Source organism: Pseudonocardia sp. HH130630-07 (genome assembly GCF_001698125.1).
Lineage (GTDB): Bacteria > Actinomycetota > Actinomycetes > Mycobacteriales > Pseudonocardiaceae > Pseudonocardia.
The window spans coordinates 2,767,567-2,785,523 of record NZ_CP013854.1; the positions used below are offsets into that span (position 1 = coordinate 2,767,567).

General features: G+C 74.9%; 13 protein-coding genes and 1 pseudogene. 7 read left to right on the forward strand and 7 right to left on the reverse strand.

Annotated elements, in window-relative coordinates; all coding sequences use genetic code 11:
• Positions 1 to 3 precede the first annotated feature (3 nt).
• Positions 4 to 937, reverse strand: a pseudogene (locus AFB00_RS13515) (helix-turn-helix domain-containing protein).
• Here AFB00_RS13515 and AFB00_RS13520 point away from each other — a divergent pair.
• Positions 936 to 1,835, forward strand: coding sequence for an alpha/beta hydrolase (locus tag AFB00_RS13520; RefSeq protein WP_068800288.1), 900 nt, complete (start codon positions 936 to 938; stop codon positions 1,833 to 1,835). The pseudogene AFB00_RS13515 and the gene AFB00_RS13520 sit on opposite strands and share 2 nt — an antisense overlap.
• 96 nt (positions 1,836 to 1,931) lie before the next feature.
• Here the strand turns inward: AFB00_RS13520 and AFB00_RS13525 are convergent, their stop codons facing one another.
• The 4 genes from AFB00_RS13525 to AFB00_RS13540 form a co-directional block, all read right to left on the reverse strand.
• Positions 1,932 to 2,549 carry a GTP-binding protein gene (locus AFB00_RS13525; RefSeq protein ID WP_083275507.1) on the reverse strand — a complete coding sequence of 206 codons (618 nt, stop codon included), beginning with the start codon at positions 2,547 to 2,549 and terminating at the stop codon, positions 1,932 to 1,934.
• Positions 2,530 to 3,198: a DUF742 domain-containing protein gene (locus AFB00_RS13530; protein ID WP_068797521.1), complete on the reverse strand. Its 669-nt coding sequence runs from the start codon at positions 3,196 to 3,198 to the stop codon at positions 2,530 to 2,532. The genes AFB00_RS13525 and AFB00_RS13530 overlap by 20 nt, the downstream gene beginning before the upstream one ends.
• 76 nt (positions 3,199 to 3,274) lie before the next feature.
• On the reverse strand, positions 3,275 to 3,703 hold the full coding sequence (locus AFB00_RS13535; RefSeq protein WP_068797522.1) for a roadblock/LC7 domain-containing protein: 429 nt from the start codon (positions 3,701 to 3,703) through the stop codon (positions 3,275 to 3,277).
• Positions 3,700 to 8,145, reverse strand: a complete 4,446-nt coding sequence (locus AFB00_RS13540) for a nitrate- and nitrite sensing domain-containing protein (RefSeq protein ID WP_068797523.1) — start codon at positions 8,143 to 8,145, stop codon at positions 3,700 to 3,702. The genes AFB00_RS13535 and AFB00_RS13540 overlap by 4 nt, the downstream gene beginning before the upstream one ends.
• Before the next feature lie 414 nt (positions 8,146 to 8,559).
• Here AFB00_RS13540 and AFB00_RS13545 point away from each other — a divergent pair, with 414 nt between their 5' ends.
• Positions 8,560 to 10,221, forward strand: coding sequence for a DNA repair helicase XPB (locus AFB00_RS13545; protein ID WP_068797524.1), 1,662 nt, complete (start codon positions 8,560 to 8,562; stop codon positions 10,219 to 10,221).
• A 92-nt stretch (positions 10,222 to 10,313) separates the two neighbouring features.
• Positions 10,314 to 10,754, forward strand: a complete 441-nt coding sequence (locus AFB00_RS34005) for a PspC domain-containing protein (protein ID WP_068797525.1) — start codon at positions 10,314 to 10,316, stop codon at positions 10,752 to 10,754.
• 106 nt (positions 10,755 to 10,860) lie between these two features.
• On the opposite strand, the gene AFB00_RS13555 is transcribed toward AFB00_RS34005, so the two are convergent.
• The gene (locus AFB00_RS13555; protein ID WP_068797526.1) at positions 10,861 to 11,460 is read right to left on the reverse strand and encodes a TIGR03086 family metal-binding protein; all 600 of its coding nucleotides are present in this window, start codon (positions 11,458 to 11,460) and stop codon (positions 10,861 to 10,863) included.
• Positions 11,461 to 11,508: 48 nt separating this feature from the next.
• Here AFB00_RS13555 and AFB00_RS13560 point away from each other — a divergent pair, with 48 nt between their 5' ends.
• Positions 11,509 to 12,477 carry a helix-turn-helix transcriptional regulator gene (locus AFB00_RS13560; RefSeq protein WP_068797527.1) on the forward strand — a complete coding sequence of 323 codons (969 nt, stop codon included), beginning with the start codon at positions 11,509 to 11,511 and terminating at the stop codon, positions 12,475 to 12,477.
• Between the two features lie 78 nt (positions 12,478 to 12,555).
• On the opposite strand, the gene groL is transcribed toward AFB00_RS13560, so the two are convergent.
• On the reverse strand, positions 12,556 to 14,184 hold the full coding sequence (gene groL / locus AFB00_RS13565; RefSeq protein ID WP_068797528.1) for a chaperonin GroEL: 1,629 nt from the start codon (positions 14,182 to 14,184) through the stop codon (positions 12,556 to 12,558).
• A 214-nt stretch (positions 14,185 to 14,398) separates the two neighbouring features.
• Between groL and moeA the strand changes: the two genes are divergently transcribed.
• The 3 genes from moeA to pssA all read left to right on the forward strand — a co-directional run bounded on the left by moeA (position 14,399) and on the right by pssA (position 17,940).
• Positions 14,399 to 15,637 carry a molybdopterin molybdotransferase MoeA gene (gene moeA / locus AFB00_RS13570; protein WP_068797529.1) on the forward strand — a complete coding sequence of 413 codons (1,239 nt, stop codon included), beginning with the start codon at positions 14,399 to 14,401 and terminating at the stop codon, positions 15,635 to 15,637.
• Between the two features lie 588 nt (positions 15,638 to 16,225).
• A complete protein-coding gene (locus AFB00_RS13575) occupies positions 16,226 to 16,930 on the forward strand; it encodes a phosphatidylserine decarboxylase (RefSeq protein ID WP_068797530.1) in 705 nt (234 codons plus the stop codon).
• A gap of 5 nt (positions 16,931 to 16,935) precedes the next feature.
• Positions 16,936 to 17,940, forward strand: coding sequence for a CDP-diacylglycerol--serine O-phosphatidyltransferase (gene pssA / locus AFB00_RS13580; RefSeq protein WP_068797531.1), 1,005 nt, complete (start codon positions 16,936 to 16,938; stop codon positions 17,938 to 17,940).
• Positions 17,941 to 17,957 lie beyond the last annotated feature (17 nt).

Sequence of the window (17,957 nt, forward strand, 5' to 3'; positions counted from 1 at the left end):
TGATCAGCGCGGTCGCGGGCGGGCCGGGCCGGCGGCGGCCCACGAGGCGAGCAGGCGCAGGCCGTCGCGGGCCGGGGTACCCGGGGCGGCGGTCAGCGCGATGAGGTGCTGGTCCGGGTCGGCGGCGTCGCTCAGCGTCGACCAGTCGAGGTCCAGCTCGCCGGCCACCGGATGGCGGAGGGTCTTCGTCCCCGCCGTGCGCCGGAGGACCCGGTGCTCGGCCCACCACCGCCGGAAGTCCGGGTCCTGCACGGACAGCTCGCCGACCAGCGCGGTCAGCGCCGGATCCCCCGGGTCCGCGGCGGCCTCCTTCCGCAGTTGCGCGACGCAGGACCGCGCGACGTGCTCCCAGTCGACGTACAGCGCGCACGACGGGATCGAGGAAGACCAGCCGGACGAAGGTGCGCCGGTCCGCAGGCAGCGCGGCGAAGTCGGTGAACAACGCCGCGGCCAGCGGGTTCCAGGCCAGGACCTGGGTGCGCCTGCCCAGCACGAGCGCGGGGGTGTCGGTGAGGTCGTCGAGCAGGTGCTGCAACGGCGGCCGGACCCGCCCGGCCGGACGGCGGCGCGGCGATGCGCCGTCCCTGCCGGAGAGCTCGAAGAGATGGGCCCGCTCGTCACCGGTCAGTCGCAGGACCCGGGCCAGTGCGTCCAGCACCGGCTCGGCCGCCCGGCGCCTGCCCTGCTCCAGACGGGTGTAGTAGTCGGGGCTGATCGAGGCCAGCAGCGCGACCTCCTCCCGGCGCAGGCCGGGGACGCGCCGCCGTCCGTCGTCGACGATCCCGGCCGCGGCCGGGTCCACCCTGCGGCGTCGCGCCCTGAGGAAGTCACCGAGTTCGCTGCCCATCCGGCCGAGTCTCGCAGCACCCCGCCCGGCCGGGGGAGGACAGCTCTGGCCCACGCCGGGCCGGGTGCACCGGCCGAGACTGGACGGCATGCGGATCGACGTGACCTTCCCGAGCAACGGCCTCGCGCTGGCCGGGACCCTCCTCCTGCCCGACGCGCCCGCCGGGCGACCGTTCCCGGCCGTCGTCGTCGGCCATCCGAGCGGCGGGGTCAAGGAGCAGACGGCGAGCATCTACGCCGGACGCCTGGTCCGCGCGGGGTTCGCCACGCTGGTGTTCGACGCCGCGTACCAGGGCGAGAGCGAGGGCGAACCCCGTGGCCTGGAGGACCCGTTCCAGCGGGCCGAGGACGTGAAGGCCGCGGTCGGTTACCTGAGCGCGCGCGACGACGTCGATCCGGGCCGGATCGGCGCGCTGGGGATCTGCGCCTCCGGCGGGTACGTGCCCTACGCCGCCCAGACCGACCTGCGGATCCGGGCGGTGGCCACGGTGAGCGCGGGTGACCTGGGCACCGTCATGCGCGACGGGCTGGGCGGCGGCCAGAGCCCGGAGACGACGCGGGCGCTGCTCGAACGGGCCGGTGCCGCGCGCACCGCCGAGGCGCGGGGGGAGGGGATCCACCGGCAGGAGTGGATCACCGACGCCGTGGACGCGGAGACCTACGAGTACTACCGCACCCCGCGCGGACACCATCCGCGGGCGGTGCAGCCCTGGCCGGTGCGCAACCTCGACCAGATCATCCAGTACGACTCCTACGCCCTGGTCCGGCTCATCGCGCCGCGCCCGCTGCTGATGATCGTCGGGTCGGCGGCGGACACGGCCTACATCAGCCGGGCGGCCGTCGAACGAGCGGCCGAGCCGAAACGGCTGGTCGTGGTCGACGGCGCCACCCACGTGTCGCTCTACGACGTCGACGAGCACGTCACCGCCGCCGTCGCCGAACTGGCGCCGTTCTTCGCGACCCACCTGGCCGCGCCCGGGGCCGCCTGACGGGACCCCCGGACAACACCGAGCGGGCCGCGTGACACCCGACCCGGCGGGTGTCACGCGGCCCGCCCGTACGGTCGCGGTCGCGGTACAGCGGCCTCAGCGGGCGCCGGCGGCCATCCGCTGGTGCATCGCGTGCTGGACCAGGGCGATCAGCGTCTCCTTGGTCGACTGCCGCTGCCGGGCGTCGCAGACGACCATCGGCACCGCCGGGTCGATCGACATCGCCTCCCGGATGTCCTCCAGCCCGTGCTGCAGGCGGCCGTCGAACGCGTTCACCCCCACCACGTAGGGGAGACTGCGGTCCTCGAAGAAGTCGATCGCCGCGAACGAGTCGGCCAGCCTGCGGGTGTCGACCAGGACGACGGCGCCGATCGCGCCGCGGACCAGGTCGTCCCACATGAACCAGAAGCGCTGCTGCCCCGGCGTCCCGAACAGGTACAGGACGAGGTCGGAGTCCAGCGAGACCCGGCCGAAGTCCATCGCGACCGTCGTCGAACGCTTGTTGGGGGTGGCCGAGAGGTCGTCGTGCGACGAGCTCGCCTCGGTCATCACGGCTTCGGTGGTCAGCGGCATGATCTCCGAGACCGACCCGACGAACGTGGTCTTCCCGACGCCGAACCCGCCGGCCACAACGATCTTGGCCGACATCGTCGCCGCGCGGGCCGGGCCGGCAGCTGCTTGATGCGGCTGAGGCCTAGAGCCGACGGAGTCCACTCAACACCCTTTCCATCAGCGCGAGGTCCGGCACGTTGCCGGGGGTGCTCGCGGTCTGGTGAACGGTCACCGTGCCGCTCGAGGCCATGTCCCCGAGCAACACCCGGGCCACGCCCAGGGGAAGCGACAGCAGCGCCGCGACCTCCGCCACCGAGCGGGTCTGCTCGACCAGGAGATCGGCGACGGAACGGTGCTCCATCGGCAGCTGTTCCAGCTGGCTGAGGGCACGGTTGCTGACCGAGACCAGGGTCTCGATCGCAAGCTCGTAGCCCGACTTGGTCCGCCCGCGCGTCCAGGCATAGGGCCGGACGAAGGACGCACCGCCCTCCGCCGGTGGCGCCGGAGCCGGAGCGCCCGGCGGTGGCGGTGGCGGCGGGGGTGGAACGATCTCGGGCTCGGCCGGGACCGGCCGGTAGCCCTGCGGGTTGGTACCGCGGCCGTACGGACCGGTCATCTCGACCGGCGCGGGCGGAGGTGCGGGTGCGGGCGCGGCGGGCGGACGGTCCACCGGGGCCTCCGGCTGCTCGTCCTCCTGCCGGTCGCGTCCCCAGCGGCGCTTCTTCGGCTTGCGCTTCGAGTCCAGGCTGAACCCGTTCATGACGTCGGCGAACGTGGGCTCGGGCCCAGACCCCCCCGGGTCCTGGGTCATCGGATCTCACCCGCTCTGGTCGATCGTCGGCTGCGGCGCATGACGGTATCGCCTCGGTCGTCGCTTCGGTCCGGGCTCAGGGCCCGAACGAGCCCTGCAGCTCGGCGCGGAGCTCCGGGGTGAGCAGCTGGCCGACCCGGTCGACCAGCAGCGTCATCTCGTAGCCGACCAGACCGATGTCGCAGCTCGGCGACGCGAGCACCGCGAGGCACGACCCGTCGCTGATGGACATGAGCAGCACGATGCCGCGGTCCATCTCCACGACCGTCTGCACCACGCCGCCGGCGTCGAAGCAGCGGGCGGCACCCTGGGTCAGGCTGACCAGACCGGACGCCACCGCGGCGAGCTGGTCGGCGCGGTCGCGGGGGAGCCGGTCCGACGCGGTCAGCAGCAGCCCGTCGGTCGAGACGACGATCGCGTGCGCGACACCCGGTACGCGCTCGGCGAAGTTCGTGACCAGCCAGCCGAATCGGCTCTGGCTCGGCTGTGCCTGCTGTGGCCTCACGGGGTCTCCTCGGGGTCGGACGAGTTCTGTCGTTCGGCGGACGGCTCGGGGGACCCGGCCGCACTGGTGGTGCGCCGCGTGCTCGAGGCACTCTCGCGCCCCTGACGCACGCCCTGCTGGTAGCTGGCCAACCGGCCACGGACGCTCTCGGCGTCGCGCGGCTCGGCGGCCGGTGCGGGACTGAGCACGGTGGATCCTGCCGCACTGCCCGGGAGCAACCGCGCCCGCGGGCGCCGTTTCGGCAGCCCGGCCTGGGTCAGCTGCTCGTCCGGGACCTCGGCGGCGGGGGCGTCGCCGGCCTCCTGCGCCTGCCGCCAGACCTCGTCGGCGGGTGAGGCGAAGTCCGGTGCGCCGTTCTCCTCGGCGGTCCTGGTCCGCGTCGCGGGCGCCGCGGTGGCGGTCCGTTCGGCCGTGGCGGGCCCACCGGTCTGGGCGGGCGAGCCGTCCTGCCAGCGGACCGGCACCGAGCGGTTGGAGCGGAACCAGGCGGACGCGATGTCGTCGAAGATCGGTGTGGTCGGTCCGCCCTCGGCGGCGCTGCCGTTGTGCGCGCGGACCTGGTCCATCGCACCGGGCTTGCGGAGCTGGCCGCGGTCGCCCTCGACGGGCACCTTCGGTGCGAACAGCTCCTCCTCGCCGGGAGGGGCGGCCGGTGCGGGCCCGGCCGGGCCGCGCACGGGGCGCTTGGGCAGTACGCCCGGCCCGCCGTTCGGTCCCGTCCCGTTCGGACCTGCTCCGTTGGGCGCGGACCCGTTGGGCGCGGACCCGTTGGGTGCCGCGGAGCCGTTGGCCGTCGGGGCCGGGACCCCGTTCGGCCCGGGAGCGGGCGCCGGGCTGCCGTTCGTGCCCGGACCGCCCCGGCCGGGTGCCCGCTGCGGCAGCGGGACCGGGCCGCGGGACGGTGCGCGGCCACCGGGCATCACCGGGCGCCGGCTGGGGCCGGGGTGCCCGTCCGGCAGCGGTCCGCCCATCGGCTCGCGCCCGCTGGGCCGCACCGCGGGGAACGACGCGGTCGACGTCTCCTCGGTCGGTGCCCCGGGCGGGGTGCCGGGGGTGTTCCGCGGCTCCGCCGGGCCGGAGGTGTCCTCGTCGGCCGGCGCGGAGGCCGCGGGGGCGACGGGGGCGACGGGGGCGACGGGGGCGGCGGGGGCGGCGGGCCGGTTGGTCGTCCCGGACGGGTCGGTCCTACCGGCCGCGGTACGACCGGCGTCGGCAGTGTCGGGGCCCGCCCCGTCGTCGGTCTCGTCGTCGGTGTCCGGGCCGGGGCGGGAACCCGCCCCGGAGATCGCCGCACCGGTGAGCGCGGCACCGGCCGCACCGGCGGCGACCGCACCGGCCGTAGCCGCACCGGACCCGGTCGTACCGGACTCGGGCGAACCCGTGCCGGTGCTCGCGGCGTCGTCCGCCGGGTCGTCCGTGGCGTCGGTCCCGGCGTCCTGCGTGTCGGTCACGCCGCCGGCGGCCCGGACGTCGGCCGTGCCGGCCGGCCCGTCGGCGGAGGTTTCGTCGTCCTCGGCGTCACCGGGCCCGGCGTCGGCCGTGGTGCGCCCGGCGTCGGCGTCGGTCTCCCGGGCGGGCGGTTCCGCGGGCAGCTGCTCGGCGTCGGCGGTCGTACCGGGGTCGTCGGCCGACGTACGGTCCGCCGTCGCCGGACGGTCCCCGGCGACGGGGGCGTCGGAGCCGTCGGTGTCGGTGCTGGCGGTGTCGGTGCTGGCGGTGGCCGGGCCGTCGGTGTCCGGCGCGGGGGTGCCGGCCGGCTCGTCGTCGTCGACCGCGGCGCCGATCACGACGGTGTCGTCCATCTCGCGACGGCCGTCGGTGCCGGAGCGGCCGGCCGCACCGGCGAGACCCAGGCCCAGGGCGGCGGCGGTACCGGCCGCGGGACGCGGGGACTGCCCGTCGACGGCCGGCTGCTCGCCGGTCCCGGCGGCGTCGCCCGCCCCGGTGCCGGTCGGGCGGTCCGGGGTGCCGGGCCGTCCGCGCAGCGCGTCCAGGCCCTTCGGCCCGGTGCCGCCGGGCTCGGTGCCGCCCCGGCCGGACGACCGGGGCTTCTGGTCGGCGGGGGTGAAGAAGTCCGAGGAGGTCGGTTCCGCCGTGCCGCCGTCGCGCGACGGCAGGAACGCCTGCGCACCGCCGCCGGGGGCGACCCCGTTGGTCGAGGTCTTCTCCTCGCCCGCCGCGTCGCCGGGCTGGGCGTTGCGGCGCAGCGACGAGCCCGGCGTGCGGGTCGGCAGGGCCGAGAGCGATCCGTTCCGGGCGCCACCGGTGGTGGCGTGACCGGCCTCGAACGTCGGCGTCAGCGGCCCGTCCGAGCCCGCGACCAGCGAGGGCAGCGATCCGCCGCGCCCGGAGCCGTTGACCGCCGAGACCGGGGCCGGGGCCCCGCCGACGGGCGCGACCGGCGCCTCGGGTGCCCGGTTGCCCGGTGCGGGCGGTCCGGGCGGCAGAGCCGGGGCGTCCTGGCCCCACGGCTGCTGGCCGCCGTCGCGGCGCTGCTCGGGCAGCGCGGCGGAGGGGACCAGCAGCGGCGGGACGATCACCGAGGCGTTGAGCCCGCCCGCACCGCCACCGGCGGTGCCGGACAGCCGGACGCCGATCCGGTGCCGCGAGGCGAGCCGGCCGACCACGAACAGCCCCATCCGGCGCGACGCCGAGACGTCCACCTCGGACGGGCCGGACAGCCGCTGGTTGGCGTCGTTCAGCTCGGGGCCGGTCATGCCGACACCGCGGTCGGAGATCTCGACCAGCAGCGACTCGTCGGCCGTGCGCGTGGTCGACATGACGACCTGCGAGTCCGGCGGGGAGAAGTTGGTGGCGTTGTCCAGCAGCTCGGCCAGCAGGTGGACGAGGTCGTTCGCGGCCCGCCCGGCGATGGTCGCGTTCGGCGGCGTCTGGACGATGACCCGCTGGTACTGCTCGACCTCGGACACGGCGGCCCGGAGCACGTCCACGACCTGGACCGGTGCCACGTTCCGCTTCGCGAGGTCGGTGCCCGCGAGGACCAGCAGGTTCTCGCTGTTGCGGCGCATACGGGTCGCGAGGTGGTCCAGCTGGAACAGGTTGGACAGCTGGTCCGCGTCCTGCTCGTTGCTCTCCAGCTGCTCGATCAGCTGCAGCTGCCGTTCGACCAGCGCCTGGGAGCGGCGCGACAGGTTGACGAACATGCTGTTGACGTTCTGCTGCAGCGCCGCCTGGTCGGCGGCCAGCCGGATCGCCTGGCCGTGCACCGCGTCGAACGCGCGGGCCACCTCACCGATCTCGTCCCGGCTGTCCACCGGCACCGGCTCGACGACGGCGTTCGGCGCCTGCCCGGAACGGACCGACTGCACCGCCGCGGGCAGCTTGCGCTCCGCGACCTCCAGTGCGGAGCTGCGCAGCAGCCGCAGCGAGCGGACCATCTGCCGGCCGAGCAGCAGCACGATGCCACCGGTCAGCAGCAGGGTCAGCATCAGCAGCACCGAGTTCAGGCCCGCGGTGTTGCCCGCCTCCTCGGCGGCCGCGTTCCGGCCGTCGACGAAGGCCTGCTCGGCGGCGCCGGTGGACTGGTCGATGGCCTCGGCGGAGCGGTCGACGGCGGCCTTCCACGCGAGCGGGTCGATGTCGAGCGGCGCGTCGGGGGGCGCGGCGAGTGCGCGGTCGCGCAGCGTGTCGCGCTCGAAGTTCGGCGGTGCGGCGGCGAAGTTGCCGAACGCGTCCGCCTGCTCCGGGGAGAGCGACGCCTGGAAGTCGCCCGCCGCGGTCTGGAAGGTGGCGTCGGCGCCGGTGAGCAGCGCCCGCTGCGCCTCGTCCAGCCGGCCGGCCGCGAGCGCCCCGTTGACCACCGAGCGCTCCAGCTCGATCGCCTCGGCGGCGTTCGCGCCGGAGCCGAGCGCGCTGGTCAGACCGGACGTCTCGGTGGTCTGCAGCTGCCCGACGAGTGCCCGGTCGAGACCGAGGACCCGCTGGACGACCGAGGTGTAGCGGCTGCTGACGTCGGCCACCGGCGACGGGCCCTCGGCGACCTGGAAGCGGATGACCGGGAGCTGGCTGAGCGTCGTCTCCGCCTGGCGGCGGGCGGTCGCGAGCTGCGGCGCCTGCTCCACGGCGGCACCGAGCAGCTCGGTGGTGTCGCGCAGGGCCTCGTCGGTCGCGGTCTGGGCGTTGTCGACGGCCAGGCGATCACCCGGCCGGTTGGCCGAGACGAAGACGACGGCGGCGTCCCGCTCGGCCTGCAGGGCTCCGGACAGTGCATCGATCTGCTGGTGGACGTCGACCAGGGCGCTGCCGCGGCCGAGTTCCTCGGCCACGTTCGCCTGGTCGATGACGCGGATCGCGCCGATCGTCAGCGCGAGCACCGTCGGGACCAGGCCGACGACCGCCAGCTTGGCGACCAGGCTCCAGTTCCGCGGGTCGAGCCGCTCGGAGAGGGTTCTCGGGGCTTCCGTGCTGGTCGCGGTGCTCACGGCGAGGTCTCCCTGTCGGTCTCCGGTCCGGGCGCGATCGGGGCAGCGGTGACTCCCGGGTGATCCCGGCGAGCGGCGGGCCGGTGGGTCCGCCGGGGGGCGTCGTCGAGGAGGGGGAGCATCAGCTGTTCCGGGGCGCCTTTCGGGTCACGACGGGACCCGCTCGACCATCTCGTGCCGACACGGGGCGGCGGGTGCCGCGTCCCGGGGGAGTCCGGCCGATAGGATCGGGCTGGGTCTCGTCTGTGCGTGACGAACGGCTCCGGAGTCTAGCCCCCAAAGTGCCGCTGTCCCGAGTGGCGTAGCGACGGTTGCTCTCCGGCCACGTGACGTGACACACGTCGACCGTTCGTCTCGGCTCGATGCCCGGCGGGCCCGGAACTCCGGCAAACAGGCGTCGAAAGGATTCACTCCGTGACCGACGGTCCTCTCATCGTGCAATCCGACAAGACACTGCTGCTCGAGGTCGACCACGCCGACGCGGCCGCCGCACGCGCCGCGATCGCCCCGTTCGCCGAGCTGGAGCGCGCCCCGGAGCACGTCCACACCTACCGGGTCACCCCGCTGGCGCTGTGGAACGCCCGCGCGGCGGGGCACGACGCGGAGCAGGTCGTGGACGCGCTGGTCCGGTGGTCGCGCTATCCGGTGCCGCAGCCGCTGCTGGTCGCCGTCGTCGACACGATGGGGCGGTACGGGCGGTTGCAGCTGTCCAACCACCCCGCGCACGGCCTGGTGCTGACCGCGCTGGACCGCGCGGTGCTGGAGGAGATCCTCCGGCAGAAGAAGATCACACCGATGCTCGGGAAGCGGATCGACGACGACACGGTCGTCGTCCATCCCTCGGAACGCGGCCGCCTGAAGCAGTCGCTGCTCAAGGTCGGCTGGCCGGCCGAGGACCTCGCCGGCTACGTCGACGGCGAGGCGCACGCGATCGAGCTGCGGCAGGACGACTGGACGCTGCGGGACTACCAGCAGCAGGCGGTCGACGGGTTCTGGGACGGCGGCTCGGGGGTCGTCGTGCTGCCCTGCGGCGCGGGCAAGACGCTGGTCGGCGCCGCGGCGATGGCCCGGGCCGGGGCCACCACGCTGATCCTGGTCACGAACACCGTCTCCGGCCGGCAGTGGAAGCGCGAGCTGATCGCGCGGACGTCGCTGACCGAGGAGGAGATCGGCGAGTACTCCGGTGAGCGCAAGGAGATCCGCCCGGTCACCATCGCGACCTACCAGGTGGTGACACGCAAGACCAAGGGCGAGTACCGGCACCTGGAGCTGTTCGACTCCCGGGACTGGGGCCTGGTCGTGTACGACGAGGTGCACCTGCTGCCCGCGCCGGTCTTCCGGATGACGGCCGACCTGCAGTCCCGCCGCCGGCTCGGCCTCACCGCGACCCTGGTCCGGGAGGACGGCCGCGAGGGCGACGTGTTCTCGCTGATCGGGCCGAAGCGCTACGACGCCCCGTGGCGCGACATCGAGGCCCAGGGCTGGATCGCCCCCGCCGAGTGCGTGGAGGTGCGGGTGACCCTGACCGAGGCCGAGCGGATGTCCTACGCCACGGCGGACTCCGAGGAGCGCTACCGGGCCGCGTCCACCGCGCACACGAAGCTCAACGTCGTGCAGGCGATCCTGGACCGGCACAAGGGGGAGCAGACGCTGGTGATCGGGGCCTACCTGGAGCAGCTGGAGGCGCTCGGCGAGAAGCTGGACGCGCCGATCGTGCAGGGCTCGACCCGCAACCGGGAGCGGGAGAAGCTCTTCGACGCGTTCCGCAACGGCGAGATCGACACCCTGGTCGTCTCGAAGGTCGCGAACTTCTCCATCGACCTGCCGGAGGCGACGATCGCGGTGCAGGTCAGCGGCACGTTCGGGTCGCGCCAGGAGGAGGCCCAGCGGCTCGGGCGGCTGCTGCGCCCGAAGGCCGACGGCCGGCAGGCGCACTTCTACTCGGTCGTCTCCCGGGACACCGTGGACACCGACTACGCGGCGCACCGGCAGCGGTTCCTCGCCGAGCAGGGCTACGCCTACCGGATCGTCGACGCCGACGACCTGCTCGGCCCCGCCCTCCCCGAGACCGACTGAGCCCGCCCCCCGACCCGGGACCGGGCCGGTTCCGGGTCGTTCTCCGGGGCGATCCCGAGTTCCGGCCCGGCCCGGCCGGACAGGGTGGAGCCATGGACACCACAGCAGCCACCACCTCCGCGACCCAGACCACCGCGACCGACCCGGCCGCGGCCGGCACCGCCGCGGCGCAGGACACCGCGGTCCACGACACCACGGCGGTCCACGACACCACGGCGGCGCAGGCCACGACCGCCACCGCGGCTCCGGCCGCGGACGGCCCGGCCGGGACCGCGGGGCCGGGACTGCCGCCCGGCACCGGCGCGCCGCAGAACACCACCGCGGGCCCGAGCCTGGCGTCCCGGCTCGGCTCCTTCCGCCTGCGGCGCAGCGCCACCGACAAGATGCTCGGCGGGGTGTGCGGCGCACTGGCCGCGGACCTCGGCGCCGACGCGGCGCTGCTGCGGATCCTCGTGCTGGTGCTCACCCTGGTCACCGGTGGCGCGGCCGCGCTGGTCTACCTCGCCGCCTGGATCATCGCCCCGGTCGGCTGACGGGCCGGCGGGTCAGGGCGGCGGTGGACGCGGGGCCGGGCCGGCCGGGGTGCGGCGCACGAGGGGAGCGCCGCACCCGCGCCGGCCGGCGCCGGGCACCGCAGGGTCAGGGCCGGGACCGGCCGGACCAGTTCGCCAGCCGCTCGGCCGGTCCGGCGCCGGGTGCGGGGGGCACGACCGGCGCGAACGGGACCGGGCCGCCGCGCGGTTCGGCCGGGATCAGCTGCCGGGCCGCCACCAGCGCCGTCGTCGCGAGCTCCGGATCGCCCTCCGGGTCCTGCCCGGTCGCGACGGCGAGGTCCCAGCCGTGCACCAGCGTCTCGTTGACGAACGCCCACACCGCGGTCCGGCCGGGGACCTCGCCGAACGGCAGCCGGACGGTCCGGTCGAGCAGCGCCCCGGTATCCGGGCGCGACCACGCCACCTGCACGGCGGCGGCCTCAGCGACGTAGGCCGCGGCCGGTGCGTCGAGCACGTCCGCGCTGACGAGCGGTGGCGCCGCGGGATCGGTACCGGCGGCGAGGGCCGCCGGGCGGCGCACCGTCGTCACCAGGTGGGCGAGCAGGGTGCGGACGTCGAACCCGTCGCACGGGGTCGGGTCGGCCATGCGGTCCGCCGGCACGGCCGCCGCGAGCGCGGCGACCCGGTCCAGGGCGGCGAACCAGGTGGGGCGGGGATCGGTCGGGAGGTCGTCCGTCGTCGTCATGGCACCAGCCTGGTCCCGAATCACGACATCTCCTGTCATGCTTTCCCGGTGCGCGCCGACCGGTTGCTCTCACTGACGCTGCTGCTACGCCACCGCGGCCGGATGACGGCCGCCGCGCTCGCCGCCGAGCTGGAGGTCTCCCAGCGGACCGTGCTCCGCGACGTCGAGGCGCTCTCCGCGGCCGGGATCCCGGTCTACGCCGAGCGCGGCCGGCACGGCGGGTTCGCGCTGCTGCCCGGCTTCACCACCGACCTGACCGGCCTGACGCCCGGCGAGGCCGTCGCGCTGCTGACCTCCGGGTCCGTCGCCACGTCGGGCGCGCTCGGGCTGGGGCCGGAGTTCTCGTCGGCGATGCGCAAGATCGTGGCGGCGATGCCGGAGACGGCGAGGACCCGGGCCGCCGGGGCCGCCGGACGGGTGCTGGTCCGCAGCGGCGGGCTGCTCGCCGACCCGGCCGACGACGGGACCCCGGCGCTGGACGCCGTGCAGCGGGCGGTGTTCGGCGGCACCCGGCTCCGGATCCGGTACCGGGCCGGTGGCGGGCCCCGCCGGGAGGGGCCGGTACCCGCGCCGGTGCAGCGGGTGGTCGACCCGGTCGGGCTGGTCCAGGCGTCCGGACGCTGGTACCTGCTCGCGATCCGGGACGGGGAGGACCGGACCTACCGGGTCTCGCGGATCGGGTCCGCGGAGGTGCTCGACGAGCCCGCACGCCGTCCCGACGGGGTGGACCTGGAGCAGCTGTGGCTGCGCCGGCGCGCGGACTTCCGGGACCGGCACCCCGGGGTCGCGGTCCGGGTGCGGGTCGCGGCCGCCGCCCGGCACCTGCTGGCCGGGCTCACCGTCGGCGACGAGCGGTCCGACGGCGGGACCGTCGAGGTCACGGCCGCGTTCGGGGACCTGCGGCACGCCGCCACGATGCTCTGGCCACTGCTGCCCGAGGTCGAGATCGTCGCACCGGGCGAGCTGCGCGCCACGCTGCTCGGCCGGGCCAGGGCGGCCGTCGTCGCGCTGGGGTGAACCCCGGACACGCCGCGGGGGCGGCACCGGCGAACCGGTACCGCCCCCGCGGATGGTGCTGGTGGCTGGGAGCCTGGATCAGAAGTCCATGCCGCCCATGCCGCCGGTCGGGTCGGCGGGGGCGCCGCCGCCCTTCTCCGGCTTGTCGGCGATGACCGCCTCGGTGGTGAGGAACAGGGCCGCGATCGAGGCCGCGTTCTGCAGCGCCGAGCGGGTCACCTTGGCCGGGTCGATGATGCCGGCCTTGACCAGGTCCTTGTACTCACCGTTGGAGGCGTCGAGGCCCTCACCGGTGGGCAGGTTGCGGACCTTCTCCGCGACGACGCCACCCTCGAGACCGGCGTTGACCGCGATCTGCTTGAGCGGGGCCTCCAGCGCGACCTTGACGATGTTCGCGCCGGTGGCCTCGTCGCCGTCCAGGCCGAGACCCTCGAACAGGCCGGCACCGGCCTGCAGCAGGGCGACGCCGCCGCCGGCGACGATGCCCTCCTCGACGGCCGCCTTCGCGTTGCGCACGGCGTCCTCGATGCGGTGCTTGCGCTCCTTGAGCTCGACCTCGGTCGCCGCACCGGCCTTGATGACCGCGACACCACCGGCGAGCTTGGCCAGGCGCTCCTGGAGCTTCTCGCGGTCGTAGTCGGAGTCGGTGCGCTCGATCTCGGCACGGATCTGGTTGACCCGGCCCGCGATCTGGTCGGCGTCACCGGCACCGTCGACGATGGTCGTCTCGTCCTTGGTGACGACGACCTTGCGGGCGGTGCCCAGCAGCGACAGGTCCGCGGTGTCGAGCTTGAGCCCGACCTTCTCCGAGATGACCTCGCCACCGGTGAGGATGGCCATGTCGGCCAGCATCGCCTCGCGGCGGTCACCGAACCCGGGGGCCTTGATCGCGACGGACTTGAACGTCCCGCGGATCTTGTTGACCACCAGGGTCGCCAGGGCCTCGCCCTCGACGTCCTCGGAGATGATGGCCAGCGGCTTGCCGGACTGCATGATCTTCTCCAGCAGCGGGAGAAGGTCCTTGACCGTGGAGATCTTGGAGGAGACCAGCAGGACGTAGGGGTCCTCCAGCTCGACCTCCATGCGCTCGGCGTCGGTCACGAAGTAGGGCGAGATGTAGCCCTTGTCGAAGCGCATGCCCTCGGTGAGCTCGAGCTCGAGCCCGAAGGTCTGCGACTCCTCGACCGTGATGACGCCTTCCTTGCCGACCTTGTCCATCGCCTCGGCGATGAGCTCGCCGATCTGCTTGTCGGCGGCGGAGATCGACGCGGTGGCCGCGATCTGCTCCTTGGTCTCGACCTCCTTGGCGCTCTTCAGCAGCGCCTGGGAGACGGCCTCGACGGCCTTCTCGATGCCCCGCTTGAGACCCATCGGGTTCGCGCCGGCGGCCACGTTGCGCAGCCCCTCGCGGACCAGCGCCTGGGCGAGCACGGTGGCGGTGGTGGTGCCGTCACCCGCGATGTCGTCGGTCTTCTTGGCGACCTCCTTCACCAGCTCGGCGCCGATCTTCTCCCAGGAGTCCTCGAGCTCGATCTCCTTGGCGATCGACACACCGTCGTTGGTGATGGTCGGCGCGCCCCACTTCTTCTCGAGCACGACGTTGCGGCCCTTCGGGCCCAGCGTCACCTTGACGGCGTCGGCGAGGGTGTTCATACCCCGCTCGAGGCCCCGGCGGGCCTCCTCGTCGAACGCGATCTGCTTCGCCATGGGGGTGTTGCCCTCCGTAGACAGAGTCGAGTGATCGGATGCGGTGCCCGCGACGGACGCCCGGCTACCCTGCGCCGGACTCACCGTTCCGACCTGGCACTCCACAGACACGAGTGCCAGTGGATGCTGTCCCGTTTCTAGCACTCGCAGGTATCGAGTGCAAGCTGATCGCCGCGGTGTGCGGGGCCGGTCCGCAGCCGGGCAGGATGACGGCATGAGCAGCTGGCCGGAGGGTGGTACCCGCAGCGTCGAGCAGCACGCCGCGGCGGTGGCGGAACTGGTGCGGCCGACCGGCACGGAGACGGTCCCGCTGGCGGGGGCGAGCGACCGGGTGCTGGCCGGGGACCTGACCGCCGGGCTCGCGCTGCCGCCCTTCGACAACTCCGCCATGGACGGCTACGCGGTCCGGGCCGCCGAGCTCGCCGGCGCGTCCGACACACACCCGGTCGAGCTGCCGGTGGCCGCGGACATCCCGGCCGGGCGCACCGACGTGCCCCCGCTGGCGCCCGGCACGGTCGCCCGGATCATGACCGGGGCACCGGTCCCGGCCGGGGCGGACGCGGTGGTGCCGGTCGAGCGGACCGACGGCGGCACCGGGCGGGTCCGGATCTCCGCGCAGCCGCAGCCCGGCGCCTTCGTCCGCCGGGCCGGTGAGGACGCCGCGGCCGGCGCCGTCGTGCTCACCGCGGGCACCGTCCTCGGCGCGCCGCAGATCGGTCTCGCCGCAGCGGTGGGCCGTCCCGGGCTCACCGTGCACCGCCGCCCGCACGTGCTCGTGCTCTCCACCGGCTCGGAGCTGGTGGCGCCGGGCGAGGAGCTCGCGCCGGGGCAGATCTACGAGTCGAACGGCACGATGCTCGCCGTCGCGGTCCGGGAGGCGGGTGCGACGGCCGAGCAGCTGTCGTTCGTCCCGGACGACGTCGACCGGTTCCGGGCCGTCCTCGCCGAGCGGGCCGGGGACGGCGTCGACCTCGTCCTCACCTCCGGCGGGGTCAGCGCGGGCGCCTACGAGGTCGTCAAGGACGCGATGCTCGGGCACGGCGTCGCGTTCGGGAAGGTCGCCATGCAGCCCGGTGGCCCGCAGGGTTGCGGCCGCCTGGAGCTGGGCGGGACCTCGGTCGCGGTGGTGACGCTGCCGGGGAACCCGGTGAGCTCGCTGGTGTCGTTCGAGGTGTTCGTCCGCCCGGCGCTGCGGGCCGCGATGGGCCGTCCGGACCCGGGACGGCCGGTGGTGACGGCCCGGCTGGACGGGGCGCTCACGTCGGTCCCCGGCCGGCGGCAGTTCCGGCGCGGGATCCTCGACGCGGTCGCCGGCACGGTGGCCGAGGTCGGCTCCACCGGATCGCATCTGATCGCGGCGCTGGCCCGGGCCGACTGCCTGATCGACATCCCGGCGGAGACGACCGCGGTGGCCGACGGCGAGCGCGTGTCGATCGTCCTTCTGGGCGGTTAGGGGAGGTCCGGTCGCGCCGAGCGGTCCGTTCCGAGGGGAAACGGGGAAGCACTGTGCGGCAGGGCGATCACCCGCTCGGAGTCTGCACTGGGCCGATAGTGTGACCCGCTTCATAGGTAGCTCGGGCAACGATCTCACCGCGCGCGACGTCGATACTGATGTGCGTTCCGCCGAACGAGGTAGATCAGGGTCGACATCGTTCGTGATCTGGACTGCCGGTCGCCGGGGAGGAATACTTTTCTCCGCGAGGGGGTAAACCCTTCGCAGCACAGGACCCACCGCCCGTCGCTGGGGAGCGGACGAGCGGTTCCACGGCCGGGGTCGTCGTCTCGGGGGATGACGGCCCCGGCCCTTTGCGTTCCCGGGGTCCGGTCGTCGTGCCCGGGAGCGCACCGCGCCGTGCATCGCGAACCGTCAGATGGTGCCACCGGTACCCAGCGGATCGCGGGAACCGGCCCCTCCCGGCGTGTCCGCACGTGTCCGCACGGTGCCCCTGCGTGTCCGCGCCGTCCCGCCGGTCGTGCGTCCGGGCCGCCCGCGTAGCGTGACGATCCCCCCAACCGGAGCATCAGGAGCCGACGACCCGCCATGGCCGAAGGAACCGGCACCTCGCCGACCCACATCGCCCGTCTGGTCCGGGACGCGATCCCGCCGATGCACCCGGGGGGCAGGCCGATCGTCGCCGCGGTCGGCCTCGCCGCCGCCGGGGTCCGGGCCGTCACCGGGCGCGGAGCGCTCGTCGGCCTGCTCGCCACCGGGGCGACCGCGCTCTTCTTCCGGGAGCCCGCGCGCACCCCGCCGCTGCGCACCGACGCGGTGCTCGCCCCGGCCGACGGCACCGTCGCGACCGTGACCGAGGCCGTGCCGCCGGCGGAGCTCGACCTGCCGCGCGAGCCGCACCTGCGGGTCTCGATCTTCCTGACCGTGCTGGACGTCCACGTGCAGTGGGCCCCGTGCCACGGCCGGGCCGCGACCGTGCGCTACACCCCGGGCACGTTCCTCTCCGCCGACCTCGACAAGGCCAGCGAGGACAACGAGCGCAACGCGATCACCTTCGCCCGGGCCGACGGCGCGCGGATCGGCGTCGTGCAGATCGCCGGGCTGCTGGCCCGCCGGATCGTCTGCCAGCTGACCGACGGCGACGAGGTCGCGGCCGGCGAGCGGTTCGGCCTGATCCGGTTCGGCTCGCGGGTCGACACCTACCTGCCGGCCGGGACGGAGCCGCTGGTCCGGCCGGGCCAGCGCACCGTGGGGGCCGAGACGGTGCTGGGGTACGTGCCGGTGGAGGGCTGAGGGGGATGGGGATCCCGCGCCCGCCGAACGGATATCCGGCCGGCGTCCGGCTGCTGCCCAACGCGGTCACCGTCCTCAACCTCTGTGCCGGCCTCTCGGCCGTCTACTTCGCCCTGCACGAGCGCTTCGACCTCGCGATCGGTGCGGTGGTCGCCGCCGCGCTGTGCGACGCGCTGGACGGCGGTCTCGCCCGGCTGCTCGACGCCTCCAGCCGGATCGGCGCCGAGCTCGACTCGCTGGCCGACCTGGTCTCCTTCGGCGTGGCCCCGGCCCTGGTCATCTACCTGTGGGCGTTCGAGGACACCCGGGCCGGGTGGATCGTCGCCCTGGTCTTCGCCGTCTGCATGGCGCTGCGGCTGGCCCGCTTCAACACCCTGATCGACGACGACAGCGAGCCCCCGTTCGCCCGCGAGTTCTTCGTGGGCGTCCCGGCCCCCGCCGCGGCGATGACCGCGGGCATCCCGCTCTACCTGTGGCTGCACTTCGGCGACGGCTGGTGGTCGGCCGCGCCGCTGGTGGCGGTCTGGGCGCTGGTGACCGCGGGCCTGATGGTGAGCCGGGTCCCGACGGTGTCGCTGAAGACGGTCCGGGTCCCGCAGCGCGCGATCGCGCCGCTGCTCGTCGGGGTGGCGGTGATCGTCGCGGTGCTGCTGACCGTGCCGTTCCTCGGGATCACCATCGCGAGCGTCGGCTACCTGCTGCTGCTGCCGTACACGGCCTACCGGCACCGCTGGCTGGCCCGGCACCCGGAGGCGTGGGACGTCCCGGTGCGCCAGCGCCGGGCCGTGGCCCGCGCCGCCCGTTCGGCCCGGCGGCTCGGCCTGCGCGCGCCGCTGCGCCGCCGCGTCGCCGGCCGGGCCGGTGCCGTGGCCCGCGGCGTGCGCCGGCGGCTCGACCCGGAGGGCGCCGCGCGCCGGGAGGACGACGCGAACCGCCGCGCCGCCCGCGGGCCCGGGGTGGCCCCGGCCCCCCGGGGCTCCGGGCGCCGGCTGGGGCTCCGCCGCCGCTGACGGCACCGCGGGCGGAT

Coding starts and splice junctions, on each gene's coding strand:
- AFB00_RS13520 (WP_068800288.1), top strand. CDS start 936: ATGCGGATCGACGTGACCTTCCCGAGCAACGGCCTCGCGCTGGCCGGG.
- AFB00_RS13530 (WP_068797521.1), bottom strand. CDS start 3,198: ATGACCCAGGACCCGGGGGGGTCTGGGCCCGAGCCCACGTTCGCCGAC.
- AFB00_RS34005 (WP_068797525.1), top strand. CDS start 10,314: ATGGACACCACAGCAGCCACCACCTCCGCGACCCAGACCACCGCGACC.
- AFB00_RS13555 (WP_068797526.1), bottom strand. CDS start 11,460: ATGACGACGACGGACGACCTCCCGACCGATCCCCGCCCCACCTGGTTC.
- groL (WP_068797528.1), bottom strand. CDS start 14,184: ATGGCGAAGCAGATCGCGTTCGACGAGGAGGCCCGCCGGGGCCTCGAG.
- moeA (WP_068797529.1), top strand. CDS start 14,399: ATGAGCAGCTGGCCGGAGGGTGGTACCCGCAGCGTCGAGCAGCACGCC.
- AFB00_RS13575 (WP_068797530.1), top strand. CDS start 16,226: ATGGCCGAAGGAACCGGCACCTCGCCGACCCACATCGCCCGTCTGGTC.
- pssA (WP_068797531.1), top strand. CDS start 16,936: ATGGGGATCCCGCGCCCGCCGAACGGATATCCGGCCGGCGTCCGGCTG.